This is a genomic window from Sorangium sp. So ce145 (assembly GCF_051525985.1).
GTDB lineage: Bacteria > Myxococcota_A > Polyangia > Polyangiales > Polyangiaceae > Sorangium > Sorangium cellulosum_B.
Genome location: NZ_CP150315.1, coordinates 940703 through 963181, shown reverse-complemented (window position 1 = coordinate 963181; position 22479 = coordinate 940703). Strand labels below are relative to the sequence as shown.

The following is a 22479-nucleotide window of genomic DNA, read 5'->3' as shown; positions in this document are numbered from 1 at the left end:
AAGCTGAACCGATTAAGTCACCTGCCCGCCGCTCGCGCCTCGAGCGCGCTGCCCGCGCCGCGAGCAGGGGACGGACGGTGTTCGAGAGCGCCGCTCTGCATGACCAGGACGTGATGACTATGCACCGCAATTTCGCCAAAGTCTCAGTTCGTCAACGGGCGGTCGCCTGGCTGGGGGCCAATTTCTGGTCGCGGCGCGGCGGCCCGCTCATGTGGCAGAGCTATGATCCGTCCGTGGTCCGGGAGGAGCTCCGGGTGCTCGCCGATCACGGCCTGACCATGACCCGATCGTTCTTTTACTGGCCGCACTTCATGCCGGAGCCGGACCGGATCGACGAGGATTGCGTCGCGCGTTATGCCGATTTCCTCGAGGCGCACGTCGAGGCGGGCCTCACGACGATCCCGACCCTCCTCGTCGGCCACATGTCCGGCGAGAACTGGGACCCGGCATGGCGGCGCGGGCGGGACCTCTACGGCGACGTGTGGATGGTGGCCCGGCAGGCCTGGTTCGCCGAGCAGATGGCGCGGCGCTTCGCGGGGCACCGGGCGGTGACGGGCTGGCTCGTCTCCAACGAGATGCCGATCTACGGCGAGCGCGAGCGCTCGATCCGCGAGAACGTCACGAGCTGGGCGAGCCTGGTCGTGCAGGCGCTGCGGGCCGGCGGGGCGAGCCAGCCGATCTCGATCGGCGATGGCGCGTGGGGCATCGAGGTCACGGGGAACGACAATGGGTTCTCCGTCCGCGATCTCGGCGCGCTCGTCGACTTCCTCGGCCCGCACGTGTACCGGATGGAGAACGACCTGGCGCGCCAGCACTACGGCGCGGCGTTCGTCTGCGAGCTCACGGGCTTCCTCGGAAAGCCCGTCGTGCTGGAGGAGTTCGGCGTCTCGTCGGCCTTCGCGTCCGACGAGAACGCCGCGCACTACTACCGGCAGGTCCTCCACAACACGCTGCTGGCCGGCGCCACCGGGTGGATCGGCTGGAACAACACCGATTTCGATCTCATCCACCAGGATCCCTACAGGCACCACCCCTTCGAGCTCCACTTCGGGCTCACGACCGTCGATGGCCGCCCCAAGCCGCAGCTCGAGGAGATGGCCCGCTTCGCCAAGGTGCTCTCCGACATCGACGTCCTCGGCTGTGAGCGCGAGCCGGCCGACGCGGCGCTGATCGTCCCGTCGTACCTGGAAGGCGCGTTCCCGTTCACGGAGGCCGAGGACCGCAGCTACCTGTTCACGATGCTGCGGCAGGCCTACATCGCGGCGAAGGAGGCGGACCTGCCGGTCGGGCTGACGCGAGAGCGGGACGGGATCGCCGAGGACTGCCGGCTTTACCTGCTGCCGTCGGCCAAGCAGCTGACCGCGCCCACATGGCACCTCCTGGAGCGGCTTTCGTCCGCCGGCGCGGTCGTCTACGCGTCGTACTGCCACGGCACGCACGGGTCGCAGCGCGGTCCGTGGTACGCGCACCTCAACGCGATGTTCGGCGTCGAGCACCAGCTGCGCTACGGGATGATCGATCCTATCGAGGACGATCGCGCGAAGCTCACCTTCGAATGCCAGTTCGGCACGATCGCGGCGGGCACGACGCTCACGTTCCCGGTCTCCGGCACCGAGCACAGCCGCGCTTACCTCCCCGTGCGCCCGAGGGGCGCGGAGGTCGTCGCGGTCGACCAGCGCGGCCGGCCGGCGCTGCTGCGGCGCAAGATCGGGAGCGGCAGCGTCGTGCTCTGCACCTATCCGATCGAGCACTTCGCCGCGGCGACCCCGCGGATCAACCCGGAGCCGACCTACAAGATCTACGACGCGCTCGCCGAGCTCGCCGGCGTGAAGCGGCCGGTGACGGTGGACGACCCGCGCGTCGCGGCGGACACGCTGCGCCACCGCGATGGCCGCCGCTTCGTGTTCCTTGTCAGCCAGGCGGATCAGCCGCTCTCGGTGAAGCCCGCCGCGGCCTCGGGGCACCTGACCGAGCTGGGCGGCAAGTCCCCGATCCACGCCGTGGAGCTCGCGCCGTACGACGTGCGGATCCTCGAGCTGCGGCCAGGGCCGCGGTAAGCGCAGGCGTAGCTCCCCAGGGTGTCGGTGCGCGATTCCCCTCCACGCGCACTCGCACATACCACCACCGCATTCGCCAGCTTCAGCCCTGTCCCCCACCGCCCCCGGAAGCGTCGGCGTCGTGGCGATCGCGCGCTTCCATCTTCGCCTTCTCGTCCGGTTCCGGTTCCGTCGTGCTCGGCGCCGAGGACCGGAGCAGGAGCAGCCCGGCCAGCGAGACGACCATGCCCGCCAACGTCACGCTCCAGGGCAGGAGATCTCCTTCGAGGAGGCCTTGCGCCCATGACGGCTTGAAATAGAGGAGCGACACCGCGAGCCCGTTGTTCAGGGCGTGAAGCAGCGCTCCGGGCAAAACGGAGCCGGTGCGGTGGCGCGCGTAGCCGAGCGCCAGCCCGAGCGAGAACGTCGGCAAGAGCCGGTACACCGACCCGTGCGCGAGCCCGAAGAGGAGCGCCGATACGCCGATCGCCACTGCGGGCCCGGCGCGGCGCAGGCCTGCGTAGACGAGGCCGCGGAACAGGAGCTCCTCGCAGACGGCCGGCGTGACGGCGACGAGCAGCAGGACGACCGGGTACGGCTGTCCGCCGAGCAGCACGAGCTCGCCCAGCTCACGGGCGAAGGGCTCAGGCGCGGGGAACCACCGGAGGACGGTGCCGCCGATCGCGGCCCACGCCGCGACCCCGAGGAGCAGCGCCCCGGCGAGGCCCCGGACCGAGGCCGGCCTGAGGCCGAGCGTCGCCCGCGGCGAGTAGCCGAAGCCGGCGACCAGCGCGAGGGTCGGGACCAGGAAGAAGCCGACCTGCGAGACCGCGAGCTGGACCGCCACGCTGGTGCGGGCGATGAGCAGGCTGCCATAGAAGAAGAGCACCTGGACGCCCGCGAACGCCGCCAGAGAGAAGCCCGCCGAGGGCGCCCCGCCGGCCCGGCGCCCCAGGCCGAGCACGGCGCGCGCCGGCTCGTGCCCCCCGAGGAGCACGCTCTCGCGCTCGAAGACGCGCGCCGCGAAGAGGAGCGCGAGGCAGGCATAGAGCGCCGAGGAGACGAGCGCCGTGAAGAGGAGATCGGCCGGCGCCTCTCCGACGAACAGCGCCTTGATCAGCACCGCGATGTTGAGGACCGGGGCGTAGGCCGTCCACGGGTTGAGCTCGACCACCGGCAGGGCCGTGATGCCGGCGAGCAGCGAGAGCGGCAGGTACGCCGGCATGAGCGCGTTCTGACCGTCCTTGAAGTCCTTCGCGAACACGGCGAGCGCGAGGAACAGCGCCGAGAACAGGAGCGTGACCGGCACGAGGAGCACGAACGTCAGCGCGAAGGTGCCAGGGCCGACGACCATCGCGTCGGGCAGCAACCGGCTCACCGTGAGCGACATGCTCACCACGTTGCCGAGCGCCGTGAGCAGCGAGATGACCCACACGGCCAGGAACTTCCCCGAGATGATCTCGATGGGCCGCACGGGCGCGCACAGCAGCGTCTGCATCGTGCCGCGCTCCTTCTCGCCCGCCGTCAGATCGATCGCCGGGAGGAAGCTGCCGAGGAGCGACATCAAGATCAGCAGCATCGGCATCATCGCGCCGAGGATCTGGCCGACCTTGCGGCTGTCCGCCGCGACGTCGCGCGGCACGACGTCGAACGCGCGCGAGAACCCCTCGGGCAGGCCGCGCTCCGCCTCTCGATCCGCGACGATGGCCCGGCGGGCGCGCTGCAGCGCGCCCTCGAGGCGCGCCTCCGCCGTGGCCGAGTCGGCGCGGACCGAGTCGAAGTAGATCGCGACGGCGCCCTTCCCGCCGCGCCCGAGCTCGGCCCCCATCGAGGGCCACGGCACGAGCACCGCGTCGACCTTGCGCTCGCTCACCGCGGCGCGCGCCGCGGCGAGCACGGGGTTCTCCGGCTCGATCCACCTCGGCGGCTCGGCCTCGCCCTCGAGGGGCGCCGCCTCGCCGTCGTCCGGCGCGGGCTCTGGCCCCGCCGGCGGCGCGAGCGCCCCGGAGAGGAGCCCCTCGCGCACGTCGGGGGGCGCGCCGGCCCACGGCGCGAGCTCGATCTTGCCCGCCGCGGAGAGCCTCGCCTGCAGGCCGCCCGCGAGCTCTCCCCAGACCGCGATCCTGGACGGGCGCGCCTCGCGCGCGGCCGCCTCGACGCCGACGAGCTTGCTCATCGCGAGCGCGAAGAGCGGATAGAGGAGGAGCGGGACCACGACGAGGCGCACGAGCGTGCGCCGATCCCGGAGCGACTCGACGAGCTCCTTGCGGAGGATCGTCCAGACGATGGCGAGCCTCACGGCGCGTCAGCCCCCTGGCGCGCGCGCGCCGGCGCGCTCGGGCGTGTCGCGCGCCGCGCTCGGGCGGCTCCGCTCCACGTGGTGGAGGAAGGCGTCGGTCAGGTTCGTGGTGCCGGACCGGCCGAGGAGCTCGGGCAGGGCACCGGCGTCGACGACGCGCCCCTCGTGCATGAGGGCGATGCGGTCGCAGAGGTACTCGGCCTCGCTCATGATGTGCGTCGAGAAGAGGATCGCCCTGCCCGCGGCGCGCTCCCGCCGGATCGACGCGACGATGAAGCGGCCGCTGAGGATGTCGAGCGCGGTCGTCGGCTCGTCGAGGATGAGCACCTCCGGCTCATGGAGGAACGCGCGCGCGATGTTGGCGCGCTGCTTCTGCCCCGTGGAGAGCGTGCCGCACGGCCGCGAGGCAAACGCGTCCATCTCCAGGTCGGCCACGAGCGCGTCGATCCGGCGCGAGAGCGCCGCCTCTTCCATGCCGTACAGCCGACCGAAGTAGCGGAGCACCTCGCGGGGCGTGAGCCGCTGGTAGAGCTGCGTGTCCCCGGAGAGAAAGCCGAGGCGCTGCTTCGCCTCGAGCGGCCTCGCGGCCAGGTTGACGCCGCCGACCAGGATCTGCCCCTGGTCCGGGGACAGGATGCCGGCGAGCATCCGCAAGGTCGTCGTCTTGCCCGCGCCGTTCGGCCCGAGCAGCCCGACGACCTCCCCGGCGTGCACGGCGAGATCGACCCCGTCCACGGCCGTGACGCCGCCGTACCGCTTCACCAGACGCTCGGCGTGCAGGGCGGGGCGCATGGAAGCGTCTCCTAGTTCGGCCCGCGGCGCGGCGCAAAGCGCCCGTCGCACGGACCCGCACGCAGCGCGTGCCGCGGCGCGCCGCCCCCCTGCTCGCGCCGCCCGGTCGCCTCCGTCCAGGCGGCGTCGCGGCGCCGCCCCCTCGACGTCCGCCGCGGGCCCCCTAGACTACGCTGACGTCCATGCCAACGAGCCCGTCGATGCCCTATCGCGACCGTACGACGCCCGAGCCGGTCCAGTGCCCCTGCGGCCACGGTCGCGATCATTACATGGTGAGCGCCGAGGCGGAGTACCGCGTCCTCGGGTACATCCAGCTCGCGTTCGGGATCTCGGCCCGGCCGACGAAGGTGAAGTACAGGTGCCGGCGCTGCGACACGGTCTTCGCGACGACGAAGGATCCCGCAGTCCTCGACAAGCATTACTGACGCCGAGGCCTCCAGCGCGCCCAGGCACCTCCCGCTGCCGTGGCCGCCTCGCTCGGCGCGCCCTGTGGCATACTCGTCGCCGATGCGGCAACGGCTCTTCGCGATATCGCTCGTGATGCTCGGCGCGGCGGCCCTCCCGGCCGGCTTCCTGGCAGTCGCCTGCTCACCGGCGGAGCGCTCGTTCGGCGACAGCGGCGGCGGCGGGACCGGCGGTGCATCGCCGGCCGGCAGCGGCGGCGCATCGCCGGCCGGCAGCGGCGGCGCATCGCCGGCCGGCAGCGGCGGCGCATCGCCGGCCGGCAGCGGGACCGGCGGCGGCGTGAGCGCCGGCGAAGGCGGGGGAGGAGGAACGGGCGCGGCTGGCGGAGGGGACACGCAACCATTGCCCCCGGAGGTCGTCGCCACGGGCCTTGACGACCCGTACTCGATCGCGGTCGACGACCAGAGCGTCTTCATCCTCTCCACGTCCACGCTGCTGCGTTGCCCCCTGGCAGGCTGCCCGGCTCCGGTGGTCCTCGCCGATGGGCTCGGGCCTCCCGCGAACGCCGTCATCGCCACGCCGTACCTCATCGGGGTGGATCCGAATTTCGTTCACTGGCTGAGCTCCCCCAACGATGGAGGGTCGCGCCGCTACTACCGATGCCCGGCGGCCGGCTGCGTCTTCAAAACGCCGGTGGAAGTGTGGGAGTCCGTCGCGAGCAACCTGAATCAGATCCAGGTGAGCGATGACGGCGTGGCGCGGATCTCGGACAAGTTCGATGTCCTCGAGTGCGACAACGGCCAATGCGAGCGGATCCGCTGCGTGAGCGCGGACGGGATCCGTTCGTTCGTCATGGATGGGACGACCGTCTACTGGGCCCATCCCACCGATCCCGGAGGCGTCTATTTCTGCGATCCCGGCAATGCCGACGGCGCGATCCAGCTCCACGCCGAGCACGGCGTCGTCATGGCGATCCACGACGGGATTCATTACGTGATGAACGCGGCCAAGAGCACCATTTTCGCGTGCAAGAAGACCGGGTGCGGCGGCAGCCCGACGACCTTCGTCGAGGGCGAGCCGTCATTGACCAGCATGGCTGTCGGCCCCACAGGCGTGTACTGGACCGCTCTCGGCACGGGCATGAGCGCAGACGGCGTCGTCAAGATGTGTCCGCTGGACGGCTGCGGCGGCGGCCCCCGGGTCATCGCCTCGAACCAGGCGCGGCCGACGAGCGTCCGCCTCCGCAACGGCTTCGTCTACTGGTCCAACCGCGGGCTGTCCGGGAGCCCGATGTCGGGTGAGATCGTGCGCGCTGGCCTCTGACGCACGGCCGGGATCGCGGCGCGGGCGCCTCCGCTCGCGGCGGCGAGCAGAGCGCTCGACCTGCCGCCGGCCCGACCTCCGTGGCCGGCGGCCCGCGGCCCCCTCGCGCCGCCAGCAAGAACCCCTCGCCACTCGCCGCATTTCAGGACACCCTGCGCGCTCGCCATGCGCGCCTCTCGCAGCTCGCTCCCCGCTCTCCCAGCGCACCTGCCGCGCGGGGGCCGACCGGCCTCCGCGACCGCCCGCCGCCGGAGCGCGCCATGAAAGGGCGCGTCCTCATCGTCGCCGGCTCCGACTCGGGCGGCGGCGCAGGAATCCAGGCCGATCTCAAGGCGGTCACCGCGCTCGACGCGTTCGGCGCGACGGCGATCACCGCGCTCACCGCCCAGAACACCCGCGGCGTCGACGCCGTGTTCCCGGTGCCACCCGACTTCATCGGTCGCCAGATGGAGGTCGTGCTCGACGACATCGGCGCGGACGCCATCAAGACCGGGATGCTCCACTCGGCCGAGGTCATCGACGAGGTCGCGCGCGTCTACGAGCGCCTCGGCCGCGGCGCGCCGCTCGTGGTGGACCCGGTGATGGTCGCCAAGGGCGGCGCCCGGCTGCTGAAGTCCGACGCGGAGGGCGCCCTGCGCGCCCGGCTCCTGCCGCTCGCGACGCTGCTCACGCCGAACATCCCCGAGGCCGAAGCGCTGACCGGCGTGGTCATCGACAGCGTGGACGCGATGCGCAGCGCCGCAGCGCGGCTGCTCGCCATGGGTCCGCGCGCCGTGCTGCTGAAGGGGGGCCACCTCCCGGGCGCGACGGTCGTCGACGTCCTCCGGACCGCGCCCGGGCCCGGCGCCTCCGGGCTGCCGGAGGGCGAGCAGCTGTTCGAGGACGCGCACATCGAGACGCGCGCGACCCACGGCACGGGCTGCACGCTCGCCTCGGCCATCGCCGCGGGTCTCGCCCAGGGCCTCGCCCTCGTCCCGGCGATCGGGCGCGCGCGGCGCTACCTCCGCGAGGCGATGCGCTCCGCGCCGGGGCTCGGCCAGGGCCACGGGCCGCTGAACCACGCCCACACGGCGCGGCCGTTCCCCTGAACAGCGCGGCGCGCCGCGCGCGTCTGTGGACGGCCGCGACGACCACGGCGGCCCCGCGCCGCGGGCCCCGCACGGCGGCCCGGCGGCTCTGCGAAGGAGCGGCGGGGCGGCCCGGTGCGGCGCCGAACGGGCCGCGTGCAGCGCTTGTGCAACGACTCGTTGCGCCCGGCGCTCGAATGGACGACCCTGCGCGCAGTCCGTATCGGCGTCCCGGCGCGTCTCCTTCGGCGCCGTCGCGGAGCTCTTCCTCACCCTTCGTGCGCCCGTGGCCGTGACCAAAGATCCCCTCCCTCCCATCGACGTCGGAACGGTCATCAACGACCGCTACGAGGTCCTGAAGAGCATCGGCAAAGGCGGCATGGGCGAGGTGTTCTTGGCCTTCGACCGCCTGACCCAGCAACAGGTGGCGCTCAAGGTGGTGCCCGAGGCCTCCGCCATGCCCGGCGACGACGAGGCGCTGCGGCAGGAGGTGATCCTCGCGCAGAAGGCCCGCCACCCGAACGTCTGCCGCGTGCACGACCTCGCCCCGAGCCCGTGGGGGCCCATCCTCGTGATGGAGTACATCCCCGGGCAGACGCTCCACAACCACATCCGCAAGCGCAAGACGTCGGGCGGGTTCAGCGCCGACGAGTTCCGAAAGATCTCGACCGACGTCTGCGCGGGGCTCGCCGCGATCCACCAGCAGGGGCTCGTGCACGGCGATCTGAAGCCCGGCAACGTGATGGTCGCCGACGATCGGGCGGTCATCCTCGACTTCGGCTTCGCGAAGGAGCGCGCCCGCGCCGCCGTGCGCAAGCCGGGGGCGCCTCCGGACGGCGGCACGCCGCACTACATGTCGCCGGAGCGGCTGCGCAGCGGCGGCGCGAGCCCGGAGGACGACGTCTACGCGGCGGCGCTGACGCTCTGGGAGATGTGGACCTGCCGCGTCCCCGAGCCCGGCTACAAGCCGCGGCTCAAGACGATGAAGCAGCAGATCACGTTCGACGTGCCCGCCGCGCTGACGAACGACGAGATCAGGCAGATCTTCCGCGCGCTGAACCCGGATCCGCAGATGCGCCCGCAGGCGCGGCACATGCGGTTCTTCAACCCGACGCAGACCGCGACCGCGCCGATCCAGCTGCCGCGCGAGCGCATCGATCCCGGCCCCGCGCCTGGGCGGGCCATCAAGACGCAGTTCACGCCGGGCGCGCAGTCGCTGCTCATCACGTACGCCACGAACGCGCCCGACAGCGTCGCCACGCTGTTCCCGCTGCAGAAGCCGGTGCTCTCCATCGGCCGCCGCAGCGATCAGGACCTCGTCCTCGCCGAGGCGACCGTCTCCGGATCCCACGCGCTCCTCCGCTGGCAGACGGGCTCCTGGCTGGTCGAGGATCTCAACAGCACGAACGGCACGTACGCGGACTTCCCCTTCGAGCGCAAAGCGCAGGTCTCGCTGCTCCATGGGGCCGAGGTGCAGCTCGGCGAGTGCCGTCTCATGGTGGTCACGTTCGGGCCCGACTCGCCGCACCACGACAAGGCGAAGCGTTACCTCGCCCGGCGCGACGGCCTCACGGGGCTGCTCGTGCGCGAGCACCTGATGAAGGCGATCGACGAGGATGGCTTCTTCGCCGAGTGGGGCGAGGTGCCGATGCAGATCGCGCGCTTCGAGCTCCGCGGCCAGAACGGCCTCGTGAGCTTGCGACCGACGATCCTCGAGATGCTCGCGCTGCGCAAGGCCGCGCTTCAGGTCGTCGATTTGACCCAGACGCTGCTGCTCAGCCTGACGCCGGCCGCGGCCGGGCGCACCGGCCCGCTCACGTTCGTCGTCTCCATCGTGGGTCCCAACCTGGACGAGGCCCAGCACGTGGTCGAGCAGGTCGTCGCGCAGGTGCAGGGCACGCTCCCCGAGACGCTCGAGCTGACCGCCACGCTCGTGAAGTGCGAGCCTGGCCGCCCCGCGCGCACGCTGATCGACTGAGGCAGACCGCCGGATCGTCGCTCGACCGTCGCTCGATCACCGGACGGTGGATCGAGCGCGTGTTCCGTCACGAAGACACCGAGCCCGTCACCAGGCGCACCGCGCCGGCAGCACGCCGCGCAGCGCCTGCACCTGCGAGCGCTCCTGCGCAACAGGGCTGCCCCAGGTCGGAGCAGCAAGCGGTACTGGACGGCGAACGGCTACTGGACGGCGAGCGGATGCTGGGCCGTGAGCGGCTGCTGGGGCCCGCTGCAGGCCTCGCCCGGAGCGGCGACGCGATCGAGCACCACCTCGCCGGCCGACTTCCGGACGTCGATCTCACCCTGCCAGATGAGCTCCGCGCTGCCCTGAGCGTCGACGACGTCGCGCAGCAGCCGCACGTAGATCTTGCGCTGGGCGACCTCGGGGATCGCCACCGCGAAGTCGAACGCGCAGACCGAATCACACCTCGGGTTCGCCGCGTCGGGCTCGTCCCGCTCGGTGATCTCGTAGATGCTGTCGATCCTGTCGACGTGCATCGCGCGCTGGCCGCAACAGTTCAGCAGGAGCCGGCTGTTCGCGATCTTCAGGGCGCCGCTCGACGGCTCGTAGCGCCAGCGCAGGACCTCGGCCCCGCAGTAGCTCTCCTCCCCCTCGGAGGCGAGCCGCCGCTCCGGCTCCACGAACCCGCCGGCCTCGCTCACGAGCCCCACGTGCGCGGGCTCCGCCTCCAGGCACGCGCTCAGAGCAAGCAGCGACCCCACCGTTGCAAGCGCTCCACAGACCCCCAGGTACTTCATGCCCCGATTTCCTTGACTGTCCGCGACACGGTTAAAATTCGACCAAAAGGCAAAGAACCAGGGCCTCTAGAAACGCGCTTCACGTATCCGCTACTTGCGCCTAGGGATTCAGCTGCAAGCCAACGTACACAACGTGCGCACATGCGCCGCACCCCGGAGCAGCTGTACGCATATTCGAGTGTGATTTACGGGTTTCTGGAAACCTTGTCCAGGCGAAAGTGGCAGAGTTAGCCCGATTCTCTGACCATGAACGTCATGGTCAACCAAGCTCCTCCACCATCCCCCATCATCCCACCTCATGACGCGCTGCCATACGCTGCCGTGCGCGGAGGGACATTCACGAGCTTCCCCTGCCGACCGCGGACGCGAGGTGCAGCGGAGCGATCCAGGGGCGTGTGCTCAGCCCCTCATCGCGTCATCGCGCGGCGACCGTCTTGGTGCGCTGGCGCGGGGAGCCCTTCGCCTGGCAGCCGGCTTCGGCGGGGGTTTCGTCGAGGACGACCGCCCCGGCGGAGACTTCCAGATCGAGGGAGCCGCTCCAGATCACGGCCGGGCCGCCCTGCTGATCGACGACGTCGCGCAGCAGCTTCACGTAGACCTCGCCCCGCGGGACGTCGCGCACGCCGACGGACAGATCGAAGGCGCACTGCTCGCTGCAGCGACCTCCGGCGCCGTCCGGCGCGTCCCGCTCGGTGACCTCGAAGAGGCTGTCGATCCTCTCGACGTGGATCGCGCGCCTCCCGCAGCAGTCGAGCATCAAACGGGCATCGGCGAGGCGGAGCGTCGCCGCCGGCTCATCGTACTGCCAGCGCAGCACCTCGGCGCTGCAGTAGCCCCCGTCCTCTGCCGCGGCGAGCCGATGCTCCGGGTTCCTGAACCCCCCCTGCTCGCTGATCCTCGCCTCCTGAACCGCCGCCACCTGGCTGCAGCCACCGGCACAGAAGGCCCAGACGATCGCGATGGCGGTCCAGATACGGCTCGACACCATGCACTTCTCCATTTCCTCTTGGCTGGCTGGCCAGGGCGGTTCGTCCCAGTTTCGCTGCAATTTTCCAGCCAACTCTCCCCCTGAGCAGTCCGGAGGCTAACCGCGACCGACGCGGTGGGCCAAGGAAGCGGGGGCTGCCAGCGCGGTCTCCCTTCACCTTCGCTCGCAGCAACGGCGCGGGAGGGCGCGCAGGAACTACCCACGTCAGACGTGCCGGGACGTAAAAAGTTGTCGGAGAGAGAACGCCTGGCTCAGCCACGATGCGGGCGGCCCTCGATTCGGACACACGCCGGATGTCCGGGCCGTGCCCCGCGGCTCGCCCGCGTCAGTTCTTCGCTTCGACGGCCTTGCCGGGCGGAAGAGGATCCCAGCGCAGCGAGTCCCCGAGGAGGTTCGAGATGCGCTTCGGGCGCTGCCCGTCGACGCGCATGACGTAGAGCCCCGGCCCCTCGCCGGAGGTGCGCGTGGAGAAGAACGCCACGAGCCGCCCGTCGGGGCTGCAGGCCGGGTACCCGTTCCTGCCCTGATTCTGGGTCAGCCGCACGAGGCCTCCGCCCGTCTCCCCCGAGGCGACGAGGTCGGTGTTCTTTCCCACGCCGACGGCATAGACGGCCTTCACGCCGTCGGGGTGGTTGCAGAACGTGGGCGCCGAGGCGAAGAGCCCGTCCGGAGAGATCGCCTTATCGCCGACGTAGATGCGCTGTCCGTACCTGCCCTCGCCGGAGAAGGCGAGCTTGCCGGTCGGCGTGAACACCGGGTGGAGCGCCATCCCCACCTCGGACGCCGGCTTGATGCTCTGGAGATCGGGCCCGGAGAACAGCTTGATCGTCGACCCCACCCCGATGCTGAGGGCGACCTGGGCGCGATCCTTCGAGAACGCGATCCCGTAGACCGAGCCCTTCACGGGCAGCGGGAGCGGGCCGCCGGCGGGCGTGAAGACCTTGTACTCGTCGCCCTTCACGCTCGCCGCGTAGTGGAGCTGCTCGTTCTTCCCGAACGCAGGGGCGATGGCGGTCTGGTCGGGCGGCGAGACGGCCCTGGCGTCATGGCCGTCGGCGTCGATCGTGAAGACACGCCGCAGCGAGCCCGAGCCCGAGGCGAACGTCATGTGGCTGGCGAAGCCGCCGTTCTGGCCGGTGAGCGCGCCGATCAGCTGGTCGGCCACCCGGTGCGACTCGAAGCGCACGTCGCGGAGGGGCACGATGAACTTCTTGTCGAACACCGGGGCCTGCCCGCGGTTCACCAGGAACGCCTGGCCGACGAGCTCGACCTTGTCAGCGGCGACCTTCTTGCCGCTCACGCTCACGACCGCCTCGACCCCCTTCGCGGACCACGCCTTCACGTCCACCGGGCTGTCGGAGAGGTACAGGCCGTCGGGCGCGGCGCTGTCGGGCAGCACCTCGAACTCGCCGCACAGCTCGAGGTCGCGCCGGACCACGCTGTGGATCGTCACGTCCTCGGGGTCCGAGACGAGCGACGGCAGGACGCCGATCTTCGGGAGCGGGCGCGTCGCGCCGGCCACGACGGTGATGTGGCCGAGCAGCTCGTCCGGGTTGGGCGGCGCCGCCGAGGAGGGCGGCGCCTGCGCAGGAGCAGGGGGAGCAGCGAGCGCGGCGGCGGCGAGCGCCAGGGCGCCGAGGGCGGTTCGAGCTAGTCGCATGTGGTCTCTCTACAGACGAACGTGACGCTGACCTGCTTCTGCCCGAGGTTGGGATAATTCTCGGGCGGCGGCGGCAGCGCCTGCCCCTTCGCCGCCTCGAGGGTCGCCTGCGCGGCCGCGTCGAAGGCGGGATTCCCGCTCGGCGTCAGCGTGTAGCTCACCATCTGCCCGTCGGACAGGACGATGACCGCGCGCGGCTTGTGCTTCGTGAGCTCCTCCGGCGGGAGCCCCGAGCCGTTCACGCGGAACCTGCTCGAGAACCACCCCGCGATGCGGGCCAGGTACAGATCCACCGCGCGCGCCTTGAGGGGATCGGTCTCGGTCCCCTCCTTCACGCCGTCCTCGTGGCCCTCCTGGTCGACATTGGCGGCCGGGGCGGCGTCGGTCTTCGGATCGAGCTCGGTGTCGACCTGCTTCGCGATCTCGGCGTCGGGCGGCGGCGGCGCGGTGCCCGCGTCGGCGATCTTGACATCCGGGGGCGGGATGTCCGCCTCGGTCTTGCCCGCGCTCGGCGATACGAACGCCTTCTGCTCGACGCGCGGCTTGGGCGCCTGGCGCACCCACCGGTCGGGCAGCTTCATCTTGTCGCGCGTGCCGCCCAGCTTGAGCAGCGGCGTGTCCATGTCGAGCACCGGCACGACCTTCACCGGGACGCTCGGCCCCTTGTCGATCTCGGGCGCCGCAGCGGGCACGGTGAGGTCGGCCAGGCTGACCGCGACGGCGGCCCCCGCCTGCACGGCCATCGCCACCGCGACGGCGAGCGCGATGTCCCGCGGGCGGAAGTCGCTCGCCGGCCGGCGCTGCCCCGGCGGCGTCCTCGGTCCGGGCGCGCGCGCCGCAGCCGTGCTCACGGCGCCGCACCTCCGCGCCGCGGCGCGGCTCCCCCGGGTCGCGGCGCCGTTCCCCCGGGCGGCGGCGGCGCGCCCTCCGGCTCGATCTCCGGCTGGACGAGGAGGTTCAGCCCCTCGACCCCGGCGGCCCGGGCGGCGGCGACGACCCGCGCCACGGCGCCGTAACGGGCGTCCTTGTCGGCGCGGATGTAGAGCTCCTTCTCCTTCTGCACGCGCCCGTTCGAGGCGAGCACGCCCTCGATGTCGGCGGTCGCGTCGTCCTCGCCGAAGAGGATCTTCTCTTCCTTCGTGACGGTCACGACGAGCTTCGTGTCCTTCGTCGGCGCCTCCTCGGCGGAGACGTTGGGCAGCTCGACCCGGAGCCCGGCCGTGAGCAGCGGGGCCGTGACCATGAACACAACGAGGAGCACGAGCATCACGTCCACGAGCGGCGTGACGTTGATGTCGCTGAAACCGCCGCCGCCGCGCCGCCTGCGCCCTCCACCGACCGACATGCCCATGATCGGCCCCGCCCCTCAGCCCTTCGGCATCACCGGCGTGGGCCGGTCGCTCGACCGCTGGAGCGCGAGCGGGATGGACTCCTGCATCCCCCGCGCGGAGAGCGACGCGATCTCCACCCAGCCCTCGCTCGCGGCCTCGAGCGCGGCGAGCAGGTCGTCGACGCGCTTGTTGATCCCGTTGTACGCGATGACCGCCGGGATCGCGGCGAACAGCCCGATCGCGGTCGCGATGAGCGCCTCGCCGATGGCCGGGGCGACGACGGGCAGCGACGCGCTCTTCTGCTGACCGATGCGGAGGAACGCGTCCATGATCCCGTAGACCGTGCCGAACAGGCCGATGAACGGCGACGCCGCCGCGATCGACGAGAGCGTCGGCATGAGCGCGCTCGCCCGCTGCGTCTCGGTCACGATCGCCCGCTTCGCGATCGAGTCGAGGAGCCGGCTCGTCCCGACGCGGCGGCTGAGCTCCATCACGACGCGGGCGCCGGGCGCGTCCGCGTGCCGCTGCGCGAGCGCGAACAGCTGATCGGGCGAGTGGGCGTGCGCCGACTCCTGCTCGAACCGCGCCTGCAGAGAGGCGAGCCGCGCGAGCTGGAGGACCTTGAGGACGGCGATCACCCAGACGAGGATCGCCGCGAAGATCAGCAGCCAGACGACCAGGAAGACGGGACCGGAGGCGTGGAGGACCAGGGAGACGGGATCGAGCTTGATCGGGACCGTCATCGCCGGCTCGGGGGCGCTTTGCAGGAAGGCCATTTCGATCTCTTCGGGTCAGGGAGTCGGCTCGTCAGGGTTCCGCGCGCGCGGCCCCGTTCAGTGGAGTTTGCGGCCGCGGCCCCCTCTCTCGCCTGGAAGCGCGGCCGTGGCCCTCTTCAAGTTCGCCCGGCGCCGCACGCGGCGCGGCGCTCAGTCCGCGAGCAGGATGTCGACCTTCCGGTCGCGCGCCCAGCCCTCTTCGTCCGTGCCGGTCGCCTCGAACTCGCCCTTCGACGAGGTCGCGATGCGGCCCTGGTCGAGGCCCTTCTTGCCGAGGTACTCCGCGACGCTGCCGGCGCGCTTCTGGCCGAGGCCCAGGTTGTACTCCGTCTCCCCGCGGGGGTCGGCGTGGCCGATGAGCTTCATCCCCTTGCCCTTGAGCGGACCCGAGACGAAGCAGCGCGCGAGCGCGTCGAGCGCGCCCGCCGCTTCGCCCTCGATCGACGTCGAGTCGAACGCGAAGCGGGCGGTCGGTAGATCGCCGCAAGCCTTGAGGATCTTGTCGTCGATGCGGATCGAGCCGCTCGTCGGCTTCTCGGTGTCCTGCTTCGGGGCAGGCGGGGCGGCGGTCTTCGCCACCGGAGGGGGCGCGACGTCGCTGGCGACATTCGCCGGCGGCTGCGGATCGGAGCCGCAGCCGGCCGCGAAAGCGGCAAGGGGCGCCGAGACCACGAGGATCAACGCAGGCAGTTTTGTCATGGGCATGCCGTTACCACGCCGGGAGGCGCGTTGCAGCATTTTGAGCGCCCGCCGGCGAGCCGGCGCGCCTGGATGACAGGCATTCCGTTAAAGGGCCGCGATGCATCGCCCCAAAGGGCCGCGATGCATCGCCCGATCCAGGCGCGGGAATATTTGGGGCACCAACGGATTGGCCCGCCCCGGGCCCTCGGCTCCGCGCTCCGCTATTCCTCGCTTGTGTCGGCCTGGCGCTGCGTGTCCGCAGCGGCGGGGGCCGGGGGGTCGGCGACGGCTGCAGCCATCGCGTCGGTGAGCGACATCGGCGCCTGAGGCCGCGACACCTCCTCGGACGCGAGCGAAGGCGGCGGCTGACGCTCAGCCCGGGCGCGGGCGCCCGAAGCGGCGGGCGGGCGCACCCCGGAGGCCTCGCGCGCGCCCGCCTCCGGCGCGGCGCGCGGCCGCGGCGCCGTGACGGGCTCGGCGGCGCTGGCCTCATCCTCGTCGGCCGCGGGCGCGCGCGCGTCGAGCCCGCGCAGCGCCGTCCTCCGGGGGCCGGGCGCCTCGACCGGCACGCGCACCTCGCGCGCGATCTCCCCGGCCCGGGACACGCCGCGCTGCGCTGCAGGCGGCGCGACGTCATCCCCCGGCGCGCGCGACATCCGGCCGACGATCAGCGTGAGCCCGACAGCGATCACCAGGGCGCCGGCCACGGTCGCCGCCGCGAGGATGCGCACGCGGGCTCGTGATCGCGCCCGGGAGGGCACCGTGACGGGCACGAGCGCGTCGTGGACGCGCATCACATCGCTCACGCTCGGCGCATCGACCCCGACCGGCGCCATGCCCGCGAACGCGCTCGAGGCGGTCGCCGCGGTCGACTCCGCGCCCCGGATCGCCTGTGGGGTCGTCGGGCCCACCGCCGCCGGAGCGACCGGGCCGCTGCCCGGCGCGACCGAGCCCGCCGCCGACGCGCTCGACGTCGTCGTCGCGGCGGGAAGCGTCGCGAGGAACGACTTCAGCGCGAGCGACCGGAGATCCATGATCGTCGGGTCATCGTCGCTCCGCGGCACCGAGGGCGCGCTCGATCGCCGGAGCGGCGGCGGAGGCCGGCTCGATCGCCGGCCGGCGCCTCCCGCCGGGGGCGCTGCAGCACCCCTCCCGTGCGCACGGAGCATCGCACCGCCGCAGACGCTGCATTCGAGCGCAGCCCCGCCGCGCGCGTCGCTCGACACCGTGGTGACGATTCCGCAGATTTCGCAGGTAACGTCCATGAGCCCCCCGCAGGCCTCGCGACACGACAGCGGCGAGCGCCCGCTACGCCAAACTGTGATTCAAATTACATCTTGAGTATGGCGCGCGAGGGGCGGCCATGCATGCGGTCTCCGCGCTGCATTTCCGAGAATCGAGCGCGTGGCGGCGTTGCCGTGCCATCCCGGACGGCCGACATCGGACGAGAGCCGTCCTGGACCGAAGGTTTCCCGGGTGGGCGCTTGCGATGCCGGCCTTCGGGCCGCTGTGGTAAGAGCCGCGCTTCGATGTGGTCGGGAGCGGACCACCGGTCCGCTCGACGTGATCGCGGCTCCCTGCCGGGGGTCACGCGGGGGTCACGCTGACATGGGTCTGGGGGCCGCGACCGGCCTCCGAAACGCCCGGAGGAGTTCGAGAATGGGTCTCAGCGAAACGCTGCTCGATGCGAACAAGAAATCCAAGGTCGTCGCCGACTGTTGCACGCTGGTCGACGAGGAGGTGGCTTCGAAGAGCGGACTCTCCGGCCTGGCGGTCAAGGCCGGCTACGCGGCCGTGAAGGGCATCAAGCCCGGCTTCATCCAGCAGGTGGTCGAGAAGCTCCTGCCCGAGTTCGCCAAGAAGCTCGACCCCATCTGGACCGAGGCCGCGAGCAGCGGCAACCCGAGCTCCTTCTTCACGTCGAACCGCTCGCGGATCGCCGACGCGCTCCTCAGCATCACCGACGAGAAGGCGAAGTCGTCGTCGAGCGGCGTGGTGCGCGGCACCTACGAGAAGCTGCGCGGCTCAGCGAAGAAGAACGTCGAGGAGGCGGTTCCGCGCCTCGCCCAGCTGATCCAGAAGCACACGGCCTGAGCGGCTCGGCGCAGCAGGCCCGCTTCGCGCCGGCCTGCAGCGCGGCGCCCCCGCGGCCGCGTGCGCGGCGGAGGGCGCCCCTGCAATCGGCGCTCAGCCAGGCTCGCCGAAGCTGCGCGCGAAGAGGTCGCGGATCGCGTCGCGGCCGGCGTCGTTGAGATCCTGCGTGCCGATGCCGGCGAAGTTCTCGCAGGTGATGCTCGGCTGCCGCGCCATCTCCCAGGCCGAGCCGCTCCAGCGGAACCAGCCGCGCTTCTCCTGATCGTAGACGAACAGCTGCTTCTTCCAGAGGCGCGCGAGCTCCGCGCCCCAGCCGGTGCCGCCGCGCACGGTGCCGTCCTCCTGGAGCGTCCCCACGACGAAGACCTGGCTGGCCGCGTTGATCTGGTGCCAGATCGTCTGGAGGATGTTGCGCACGAGCGGGATCTCGCTCAGCACGCGGCCGAGGCGCCGCGACACGTAGACGAGGCTGAAGTCGCCCTTGCGCAGCTCGTCGTCCCCCAGCACGACCACGCCGCGCTGGCGCTCGAGGAGCCGGTGGCCCTCGAAGCTGTAGTTCAGCTCCTGCACCCCGTACCGCTCGGCGCACGCCCCGAACTCGGCCTCGGCCCCCTTGGCGCCGCCCGAGTGCACGCGGAAGGTCCGCGGGTCCTTCGGCCGCTCCGAGGGGGGCCGCACGTCCTCGTCGATGACGCGCATCGAGTGGGGATCGAGCCGCAGGTGGAGATCGGCGAGATCCTTGTTGCCGTGGTCCTTCAGCAGCCGCAGGCGAACCACGTCGCGCTCCGGCTGCAGGTAGACGACCACGCTGAGGTGGCGCTCGACCCGCTGGAGCGCGGCAGGCAGCTTGCCGGGAGGGCCCGCCTCGTCGATCTGGGCCGCGACCCAGACCTCGGCGGAGCGCTCCTTCGCGAGCCGCCCGAGCGCCTCCATCGCCTGCTCCGACGCGACCGCCACGTCGAAGCCGTCGACGATGATCACGTCGGGCTCGAAGTGGGCGACGCCGCGCGCGAACGCCACCGTCTCGAGCATCTTCTCGACCCACAGGCGCGCCGCCTCTTCGGGCGCGTCGGCCGACGCCTTCACGTGGCCGAGGTGCGAGTAGATCTGCCGGTGCCGCTCGACCTCGAGCCGGACGGCCTCCGGCTCCTCGAGCCGCATCGACTGCGCGAGATCGTGGAAGATCTCGTCGTAGTACGCGCGGACGTGATCGACCGCGTTCTCGTGCGAGATGTGGAGGACCCGGCGATCCCGCAGCAGATCGTCGAGCGCGATCTGCACGAGCAACGCCGTCTTGCCCACGCCGGGCCGGGAGACGATGACGCCGACGTTGCCGCGACCCAGCCCGCCGTGCATCGACCCCTCGAAGACCCGCATGGGGCTCCGCTCGTTTACCTCTTTGCGGTACATGCCGACCCCCTCACTTGGCCTTCTTCGCCTGCTCTTCCCGGTACTTCTTGATGAGCTCCTCACCAAGCGCCGCCGGAAGAGGAGCATAGCGCGAGAACTCCATCGTGAACTCGGCTTTGCCCTGGGTGGCGGAGCGGAGGACCGTCGAGAAGCCGAACATGTCGGAGAGCGGCACCTCGGCCTCGACGCGGCAGAAGCCGTCTGCCTCGGTCGAACCGACGATGATGCCGCGCCGCTGCATGAGGATGCCGACGATGCCGCCCTGGTACTCGCTCGGCCCCTCGCAGGCGACCTTCATCAGCGGCTCCAGGATCTGCGGGCCGGCCTTGGGGTACGTCTCGCGCCAGGCGCCGCGCGCGGCCTCCTGGAAGGCGATGTCGGACGAGTCGACCGCGTGGGCCGCGCCGTCGTTCAGCGTGACCGACACGCCCGTGACGGGCGCGCCGATGAGCTGCCCCTTGGCGAGCATCGACACGAAGCCCTTCTCGACCGCCGGGATGAACTCGCGCGGGATCGCGCCGCCGACGACCTGATCGTCGAACCGGAACGGCGCCTCCGTCCACGGCTCGATGAAGCCGCCGACCTTGCCGTACTGACCGGAGCCGCCGGTCTGCTTCTTGTGCGTGTAGTTGAAGTCGACGCGGCGCGTGATCGTCTCGCGGTACGCGACGCGCGGCGGGCTCGTGACCACCTCGGCCGCGTACTCGCGCTTCATGCGCTCGATGTAGACGTCCAGGTGGAGCTCGCCCATGCCCTGGATGATCGTCTCGCCGCTCTCCGGATCCGCCCCGACGCGGAAGGTCGGGTCCTCCTTGGTGAAGCGGCGCAGCGCCTTCGACATGTTCGCCTGGGCCTTGTTGTCCTTGGGCGTCACGGTGAGCGAGATGACGGGGTCGGGCACGTGCATCGACGTCATCGCGACGCTCAGGGTCCCGTCCGTGAAGGTGTCGCCGGAGTTGCAGTCGATGCCGAACATCGCGACGATGTCGCCCGCGCCCGCGGAGTCGATGTCCTCCATCTCGTCCGCGTGCATGCGGACGAGCCGGCCGACCTTGTGGCGCTTGCCCGTGCGGGTGTTCGTGATCTCGCCGCCGCGGGTCAGGTTGCCCTGGTAGACCCGCAGGTACGTGAGCTGGCCGAAGCGGCCGTCCTCGAGCTTGAACGCGAGCATCACGAGCGGCTTGTCCGAGTCGCTCGACAGGACGACCTCGGCCTCGTCCTTGTCGAGATCCACGGCCTTGTTCGTGATGTCGGCGGGCGTCGGCAGGTAGCGGGTCACGCCGTCGAGCAGGACCTGCACCGCCTTGTTCTTGTAGGCCGACCCCATCATCACCGGGACGATCTGGAGCTTCACGGTCGCCTCGCGGATCGCCTTCTGGAGGAGTTCCTCGGTGACGCGCTCCTCGAGGATCGCCTCCGTGAGCTCGTCGGAGTACATCGAGAGCGCGTCGAGCATCTCCTCGCGCGCCGTCTTCACCTCGTCGGCCATCTCGGCCGGGATGTCGCCGACGACGATCTTCTCGCCGTTCGCCCCCTCGAACCGGTAGGACTTCATCGCGATGAGGTCGACGACCCCCTCGAACTTGTCCTCGAGGCCGATCGGCAGCTGCAGCAGGACCGGGTTCAGGTTGAGCTTCTCGCGCAGCTGCGCGCGGACCCGCAGCGGGTTCGCGCCGGCGCGGTCGCACTTGTTCACGAACGCGATGCGCGGGACGCCGTAGCGGCGCATCTGGCGGTCGACCGTGAGCGACTGGCTCTGCACGCCGGCGACGGCGCAGAGGACCAGGATCGCGCCGTCGAGCACGCGCATCGCGCGCTCGACCTCGATCGTGAAGTCCACGTGGCCGGGCGTGTCGATCACGTTGATCTGGTGCCCGTTCCAGAAGCAGTGCGTGGCCGCGGACTGGATGGTGATCCCGCGCTCGCGCTCGAGATCCATCGAGTCCATCTTCGCGCCGACGCCGTCCTTGCCCTTGACGTCGTGGATGGCGTGGATCCGCTTGGTGTAGAAGAGGATGCGCTCGGTCAGCGTTGTCTTGCCCGAATCGATGTGGGCGCTGATCCCGATGTTGCGCAGCTTGGACAGTTCGCTGATCACAGAAGGCTCCCCGCCGCGCACCCGTGAGGGCGTGCCCGTGGAGGGCGTGCGGCACGCATCGAACGTCAGCCGGGCGGCGCACTCTTGCGATCGCCCAGTCAGAAATTCGGCGCGGCTCTTAATTCGGCCCCATGGCCAGCGCCAGGGGGAAAATGATCGCGCGTGAACATTTCACGCTACTTGGCTTGAATCCTGGAAAGCCCGACCGTCTCGTCCCACTCGGATCCGTAGCCGTCGTAGTGGATGCGGTAGCGCTCTTGCCCCACGATGCCGGTGACGACCGCCGGGTACATCTGCCCGTGCCACTCGACGCGGACCCTGTCGCCGATCTTGTAGACGTTCGTCTGCGACGCCTGCAGCCCCTTGCTCCGGACCTTCGGCGGCGGCGGAGGGTGGACGACGTTGCCCTCGACGAGGCCGCGGATCCGGTCACGAGGTACAACTTCATCCCAGATGTCGTCGTACCCCTGGTAGTGGATCTTGAACTTCGTCGGACCCAGGACCTCGATGACCTCGGCCGGGTAGACGTTCCCTTCCCACGCCACGAGGACGTGATCGCCGATGGCGTATTGGCGCTTGCACCCCCCCAGCACCAGTGCGAGGGCCAGGAGGAGGGCCGCGGCGTGAGCGCGCGCTGCGGGCATACTTCCCGCCCGCCTTACCGTCCTCGCCGGCGCCCCGCAAGAGGCTTCGCTCAGGGACGCGCGCGGGTCGGCGCTGGACGGCGCGACGGCGCCGGGCCACGCCTTGCCGTGCCGGGTC

At 71.2% G+C, this 22479-nt stretch carries 19 protein-coding genes; 6 read left to right on the top strand and 13 right to left on the bottom strand.

Annotation, left to right across the window (positions count from 1 at the left end; translation table 11 throughout):
- Nucleotides 1–119 precede the first annotated feature (119 nt).
- Entirely contained in the window at nucleotides 120–2057 is a 1938-nt protein-coding gene (locus WMF34_RS03575) for a glycoside hydrolase 5 family protein (protein ID WP_437994605.1), read from the top strand.
- A gap of 82 nt (nucleotides 2058–2139) precedes the next feature.
- On the opposite strand, the gene WMF34_RS03570 is transcribed toward WMF34_RS03575, so the two are convergent.
- Together WMF34_RS03570 and WMF34_RS03565 are read right to left on the bottom strand one after the other, a co-directional pair.
- A complete protein-coding gene (locus tag WMF34_RS03570; RefSeq protein ID WP_437992420.1) occupies nucleotides 2140–4335 on the bottom strand; it encodes an ABC transporter permease subunit/CPBP intramembrane protease in 2196 nt (731 codons plus the stop codon).
- A 6-nt stretch (nucleotides 4336–4341) separates the two neighbouring features.
- On the bottom strand, nucleotides 4342–5127 hold the full coding sequence (locus WMF34_RS03565; RefSeq protein ID WP_437992419.1) for an ABC transporter ATP-binding protein: 786 nt from the start codon (nucleotides 5125–5127) through the stop codon (nucleotides 4342–4344).
- A gap of 200 nt (nucleotides 5128–5327) precedes the next feature.
- On the opposite strand from WMF34_RS03565, the gene WMF34_RS03560 reads away from it, so the two are divergent.
- The 4 genes from WMF34_RS03560 (at nucleotide 5328) to WMF34_RS03545 (ending at nucleotide 9900) form a co-directional block, all read left to right on the top strand.
- Nucleotides 5328–5552 (top strand): hypothetical protein, encoded by a 225-nt coding sequence (locus WMF34_RS03560; protein ID WP_157907469.1) that lies wholly within the window; start codon nucleotides 5328–5330, stop codon nucleotides 5550–5552.
- A gap of 82 nt (nucleotides 5553–5634) precedes the next feature.
- Complete coding sequence (locus WMF34_RS03555) at nucleotides 5635–6855, top strand: hypothetical protein (RefSeq protein ID WP_437992418.1); 1221 nt, start codon at nucleotides 5635–5637, stop codon at nucleotides 6853–6855.
- 260 nt (nucleotides 6856–7115) lie between these two features.
- Nucleotides 7116–7943 carry a bifunctional hydroxymethylpyrimidine kinase/phosphomethylpyrimidine kinase gene (gene thiD, locus WMF34_RS03550; RefSeq protein ID WP_437992417.1) on the top strand — a complete coding sequence of 276 codons (828 nt, stop codon included), beginning with the start codon at nucleotides 7116–7118 and terminating at the stop codon, nucleotides 7941–7943.
- Nucleotides 7944–8214: 271 nt separating this feature from the next.
- Complete coding sequence (locus tag WMF34_RS03545; protein WP_157906421.1) at nucleotides 8215–9900, top strand: FHA domain-containing serine/threonine-protein kinase; 1686 nt, start codon at nucleotides 8215–8217, stop codon at nucleotides 9898–9900.
- A 200-nt stretch (nucleotides 9901–10100) separates the two neighbouring features.
- Here WMF34_RS03545 and WMF34_RS03540 read toward each other — a convergent pair whose 3' ends face one another.
- The 8 genes from WMF34_RS03540 to WMF34_RS03505 all read right to left on the bottom strand — a co-directional run bounded on the left by WMF34_RS03540 (nucleotide 10101) and on the right by WMF34_RS03505 (nucleotide 17149).
- Nucleotides 10101–10679 carry a hypothetical protein gene (locus tag WMF34_RS03540; protein ID WP_012233289.1) on the bottom strand — a complete coding sequence of 193 codons (579 nt, stop codon included), beginning with the start codon at nucleotides 10677–10679 and terminating at the stop codon, nucleotides 10101–10103.
- Between the two features lie 415 nt (nucleotides 10680–11094).
- Nucleotides 11095–11667, bottom strand: a complete 573-nt coding sequence (locus WMF34_RS03535; protein WP_437992416.1) for a hypothetical protein — start codon at nucleotides 11665–11667, stop codon at nucleotides 11095–11097.
- Between the two features lie 325 nt (nucleotides 11668–11992).
- Entirely contained in the window at nucleotides 11993–13327 is a 1335-nt protein-coding gene (locus tag WMF34_RS03530) for a PD40 domain-containing protein (protein WP_012233287.1), read from the bottom strand.
- Complete coding sequence (locus tag WMF34_RS03525) at nucleotides 13318–14178, bottom strand: TonB C-terminal domain-containing protein (RefSeq protein WP_437992415.1); 861 nt, start codon at nucleotides 14176–14178, stop codon at nucleotides 13318–13320. The genes WMF34_RS03530 and WMF34_RS03525 overlap by 10 nt, the downstream gene beginning before the upstream one ends.
- On the bottom strand, nucleotides 14175–14672 hold the full coding sequence (locus WMF34_RS03520) for a biopolymer transporter ExbD (protein ID WP_012233285.1): 498 nt from the start codon (nucleotides 14670–14672) through the stop codon (nucleotides 14175–14177). The genes WMF34_RS03525 and WMF34_RS03520 overlap by 4 nt, the downstream gene beginning before the upstream one ends.
- Nucleotides 14673–14693: 21 nt before the next feature.
- A complete protein-coding gene (locus WMF34_RS03515; protein WP_012233284.1) occupies nucleotides 14694–15434 on the bottom strand; it encodes a MotA/TolQ/ExbB proton channel family protein in 741 nt (246 codons plus the stop codon).
- Between the two features lie 150 nt (nucleotides 15435–15584).
- Entirely contained in the window at nucleotides 15585–16133 is a 549-nt protein-coding gene (locus tag WMF34_RS03510) for an OmpA family protein (RefSeq protein WP_231864667.1), read from the bottom strand.
- A 203-nt stretch (nucleotides 16134–16336) separates the two neighbouring features.
- Complete coding sequence (locus WMF34_RS03505) at nucleotides 16337–17149, bottom strand: hypothetical protein (protein WP_437992414.1); 813 nt, start codon at nucleotides 17147–17149, stop codon at nucleotides 16337–16339.
- A gap of 625 nt (nucleotides 17150–17774) precedes the next feature.
- Here WMF34_RS03505 and WMF34_RS03500 point away from each other — a divergent pair.
- The gene (locus WMF34_RS03500; protein ID WP_437297728.1) at nucleotides 17775–18209 is read left to right on the top strand and encodes a DUF6918 family protein; all 435 of its coding nucleotides are present in this window, start codon (nucleotides 17775–17777) and stop codon (nucleotides 18207–18209) included.
- A 93-nt stretch (nucleotides 18210–18302) separates the two neighbouring features.
- On the opposite strand, the gene WMF34_RS03495 is transcribed toward WMF34_RS03500, so the two are convergent.
- The 3 genes from WMF34_RS03495 to WMF34_RS03485 all read right to left on the bottom strand — a co-directional run bounded on the left by WMF34_RS03495 (nucleotide 18303) and on the right by WMF34_RS03485 (nucleotide 22361).
- Complete coding sequence (locus WMF34_RS03495; protein WP_012233280.1) at nucleotides 18303–19619, bottom strand: hypothetical protein; 1317 nt, start codon at nucleotides 19617–19619, stop codon at nucleotides 18303–18305.
- 10 nt (nucleotides 19620–19629) lie between these two features.
- Nucleotides 19630–21717, bottom strand: a complete 2088-nt coding sequence (fusA, locus tag WMF34_RS03490) for an elongation factor G (RefSeq protein ID WP_437992413.1) — start codon at nucleotides 21715–21717, stop codon at nucleotides 19630–19632.
- Between the two features lie 176 nt (nucleotides 21718–21893).
- On the bottom strand, nucleotides 21894–22361 hold the full coding sequence (locus WMF34_RS03485; RefSeq protein ID WP_012233278.1) for a Tudor-knot domain-containing protein: 468 nt from the start codon (nucleotides 22359–22361) through the stop codon (nucleotides 21894–21896).
- Nucleotides 22362–22479 lie beyond the last annotated feature (118 nt).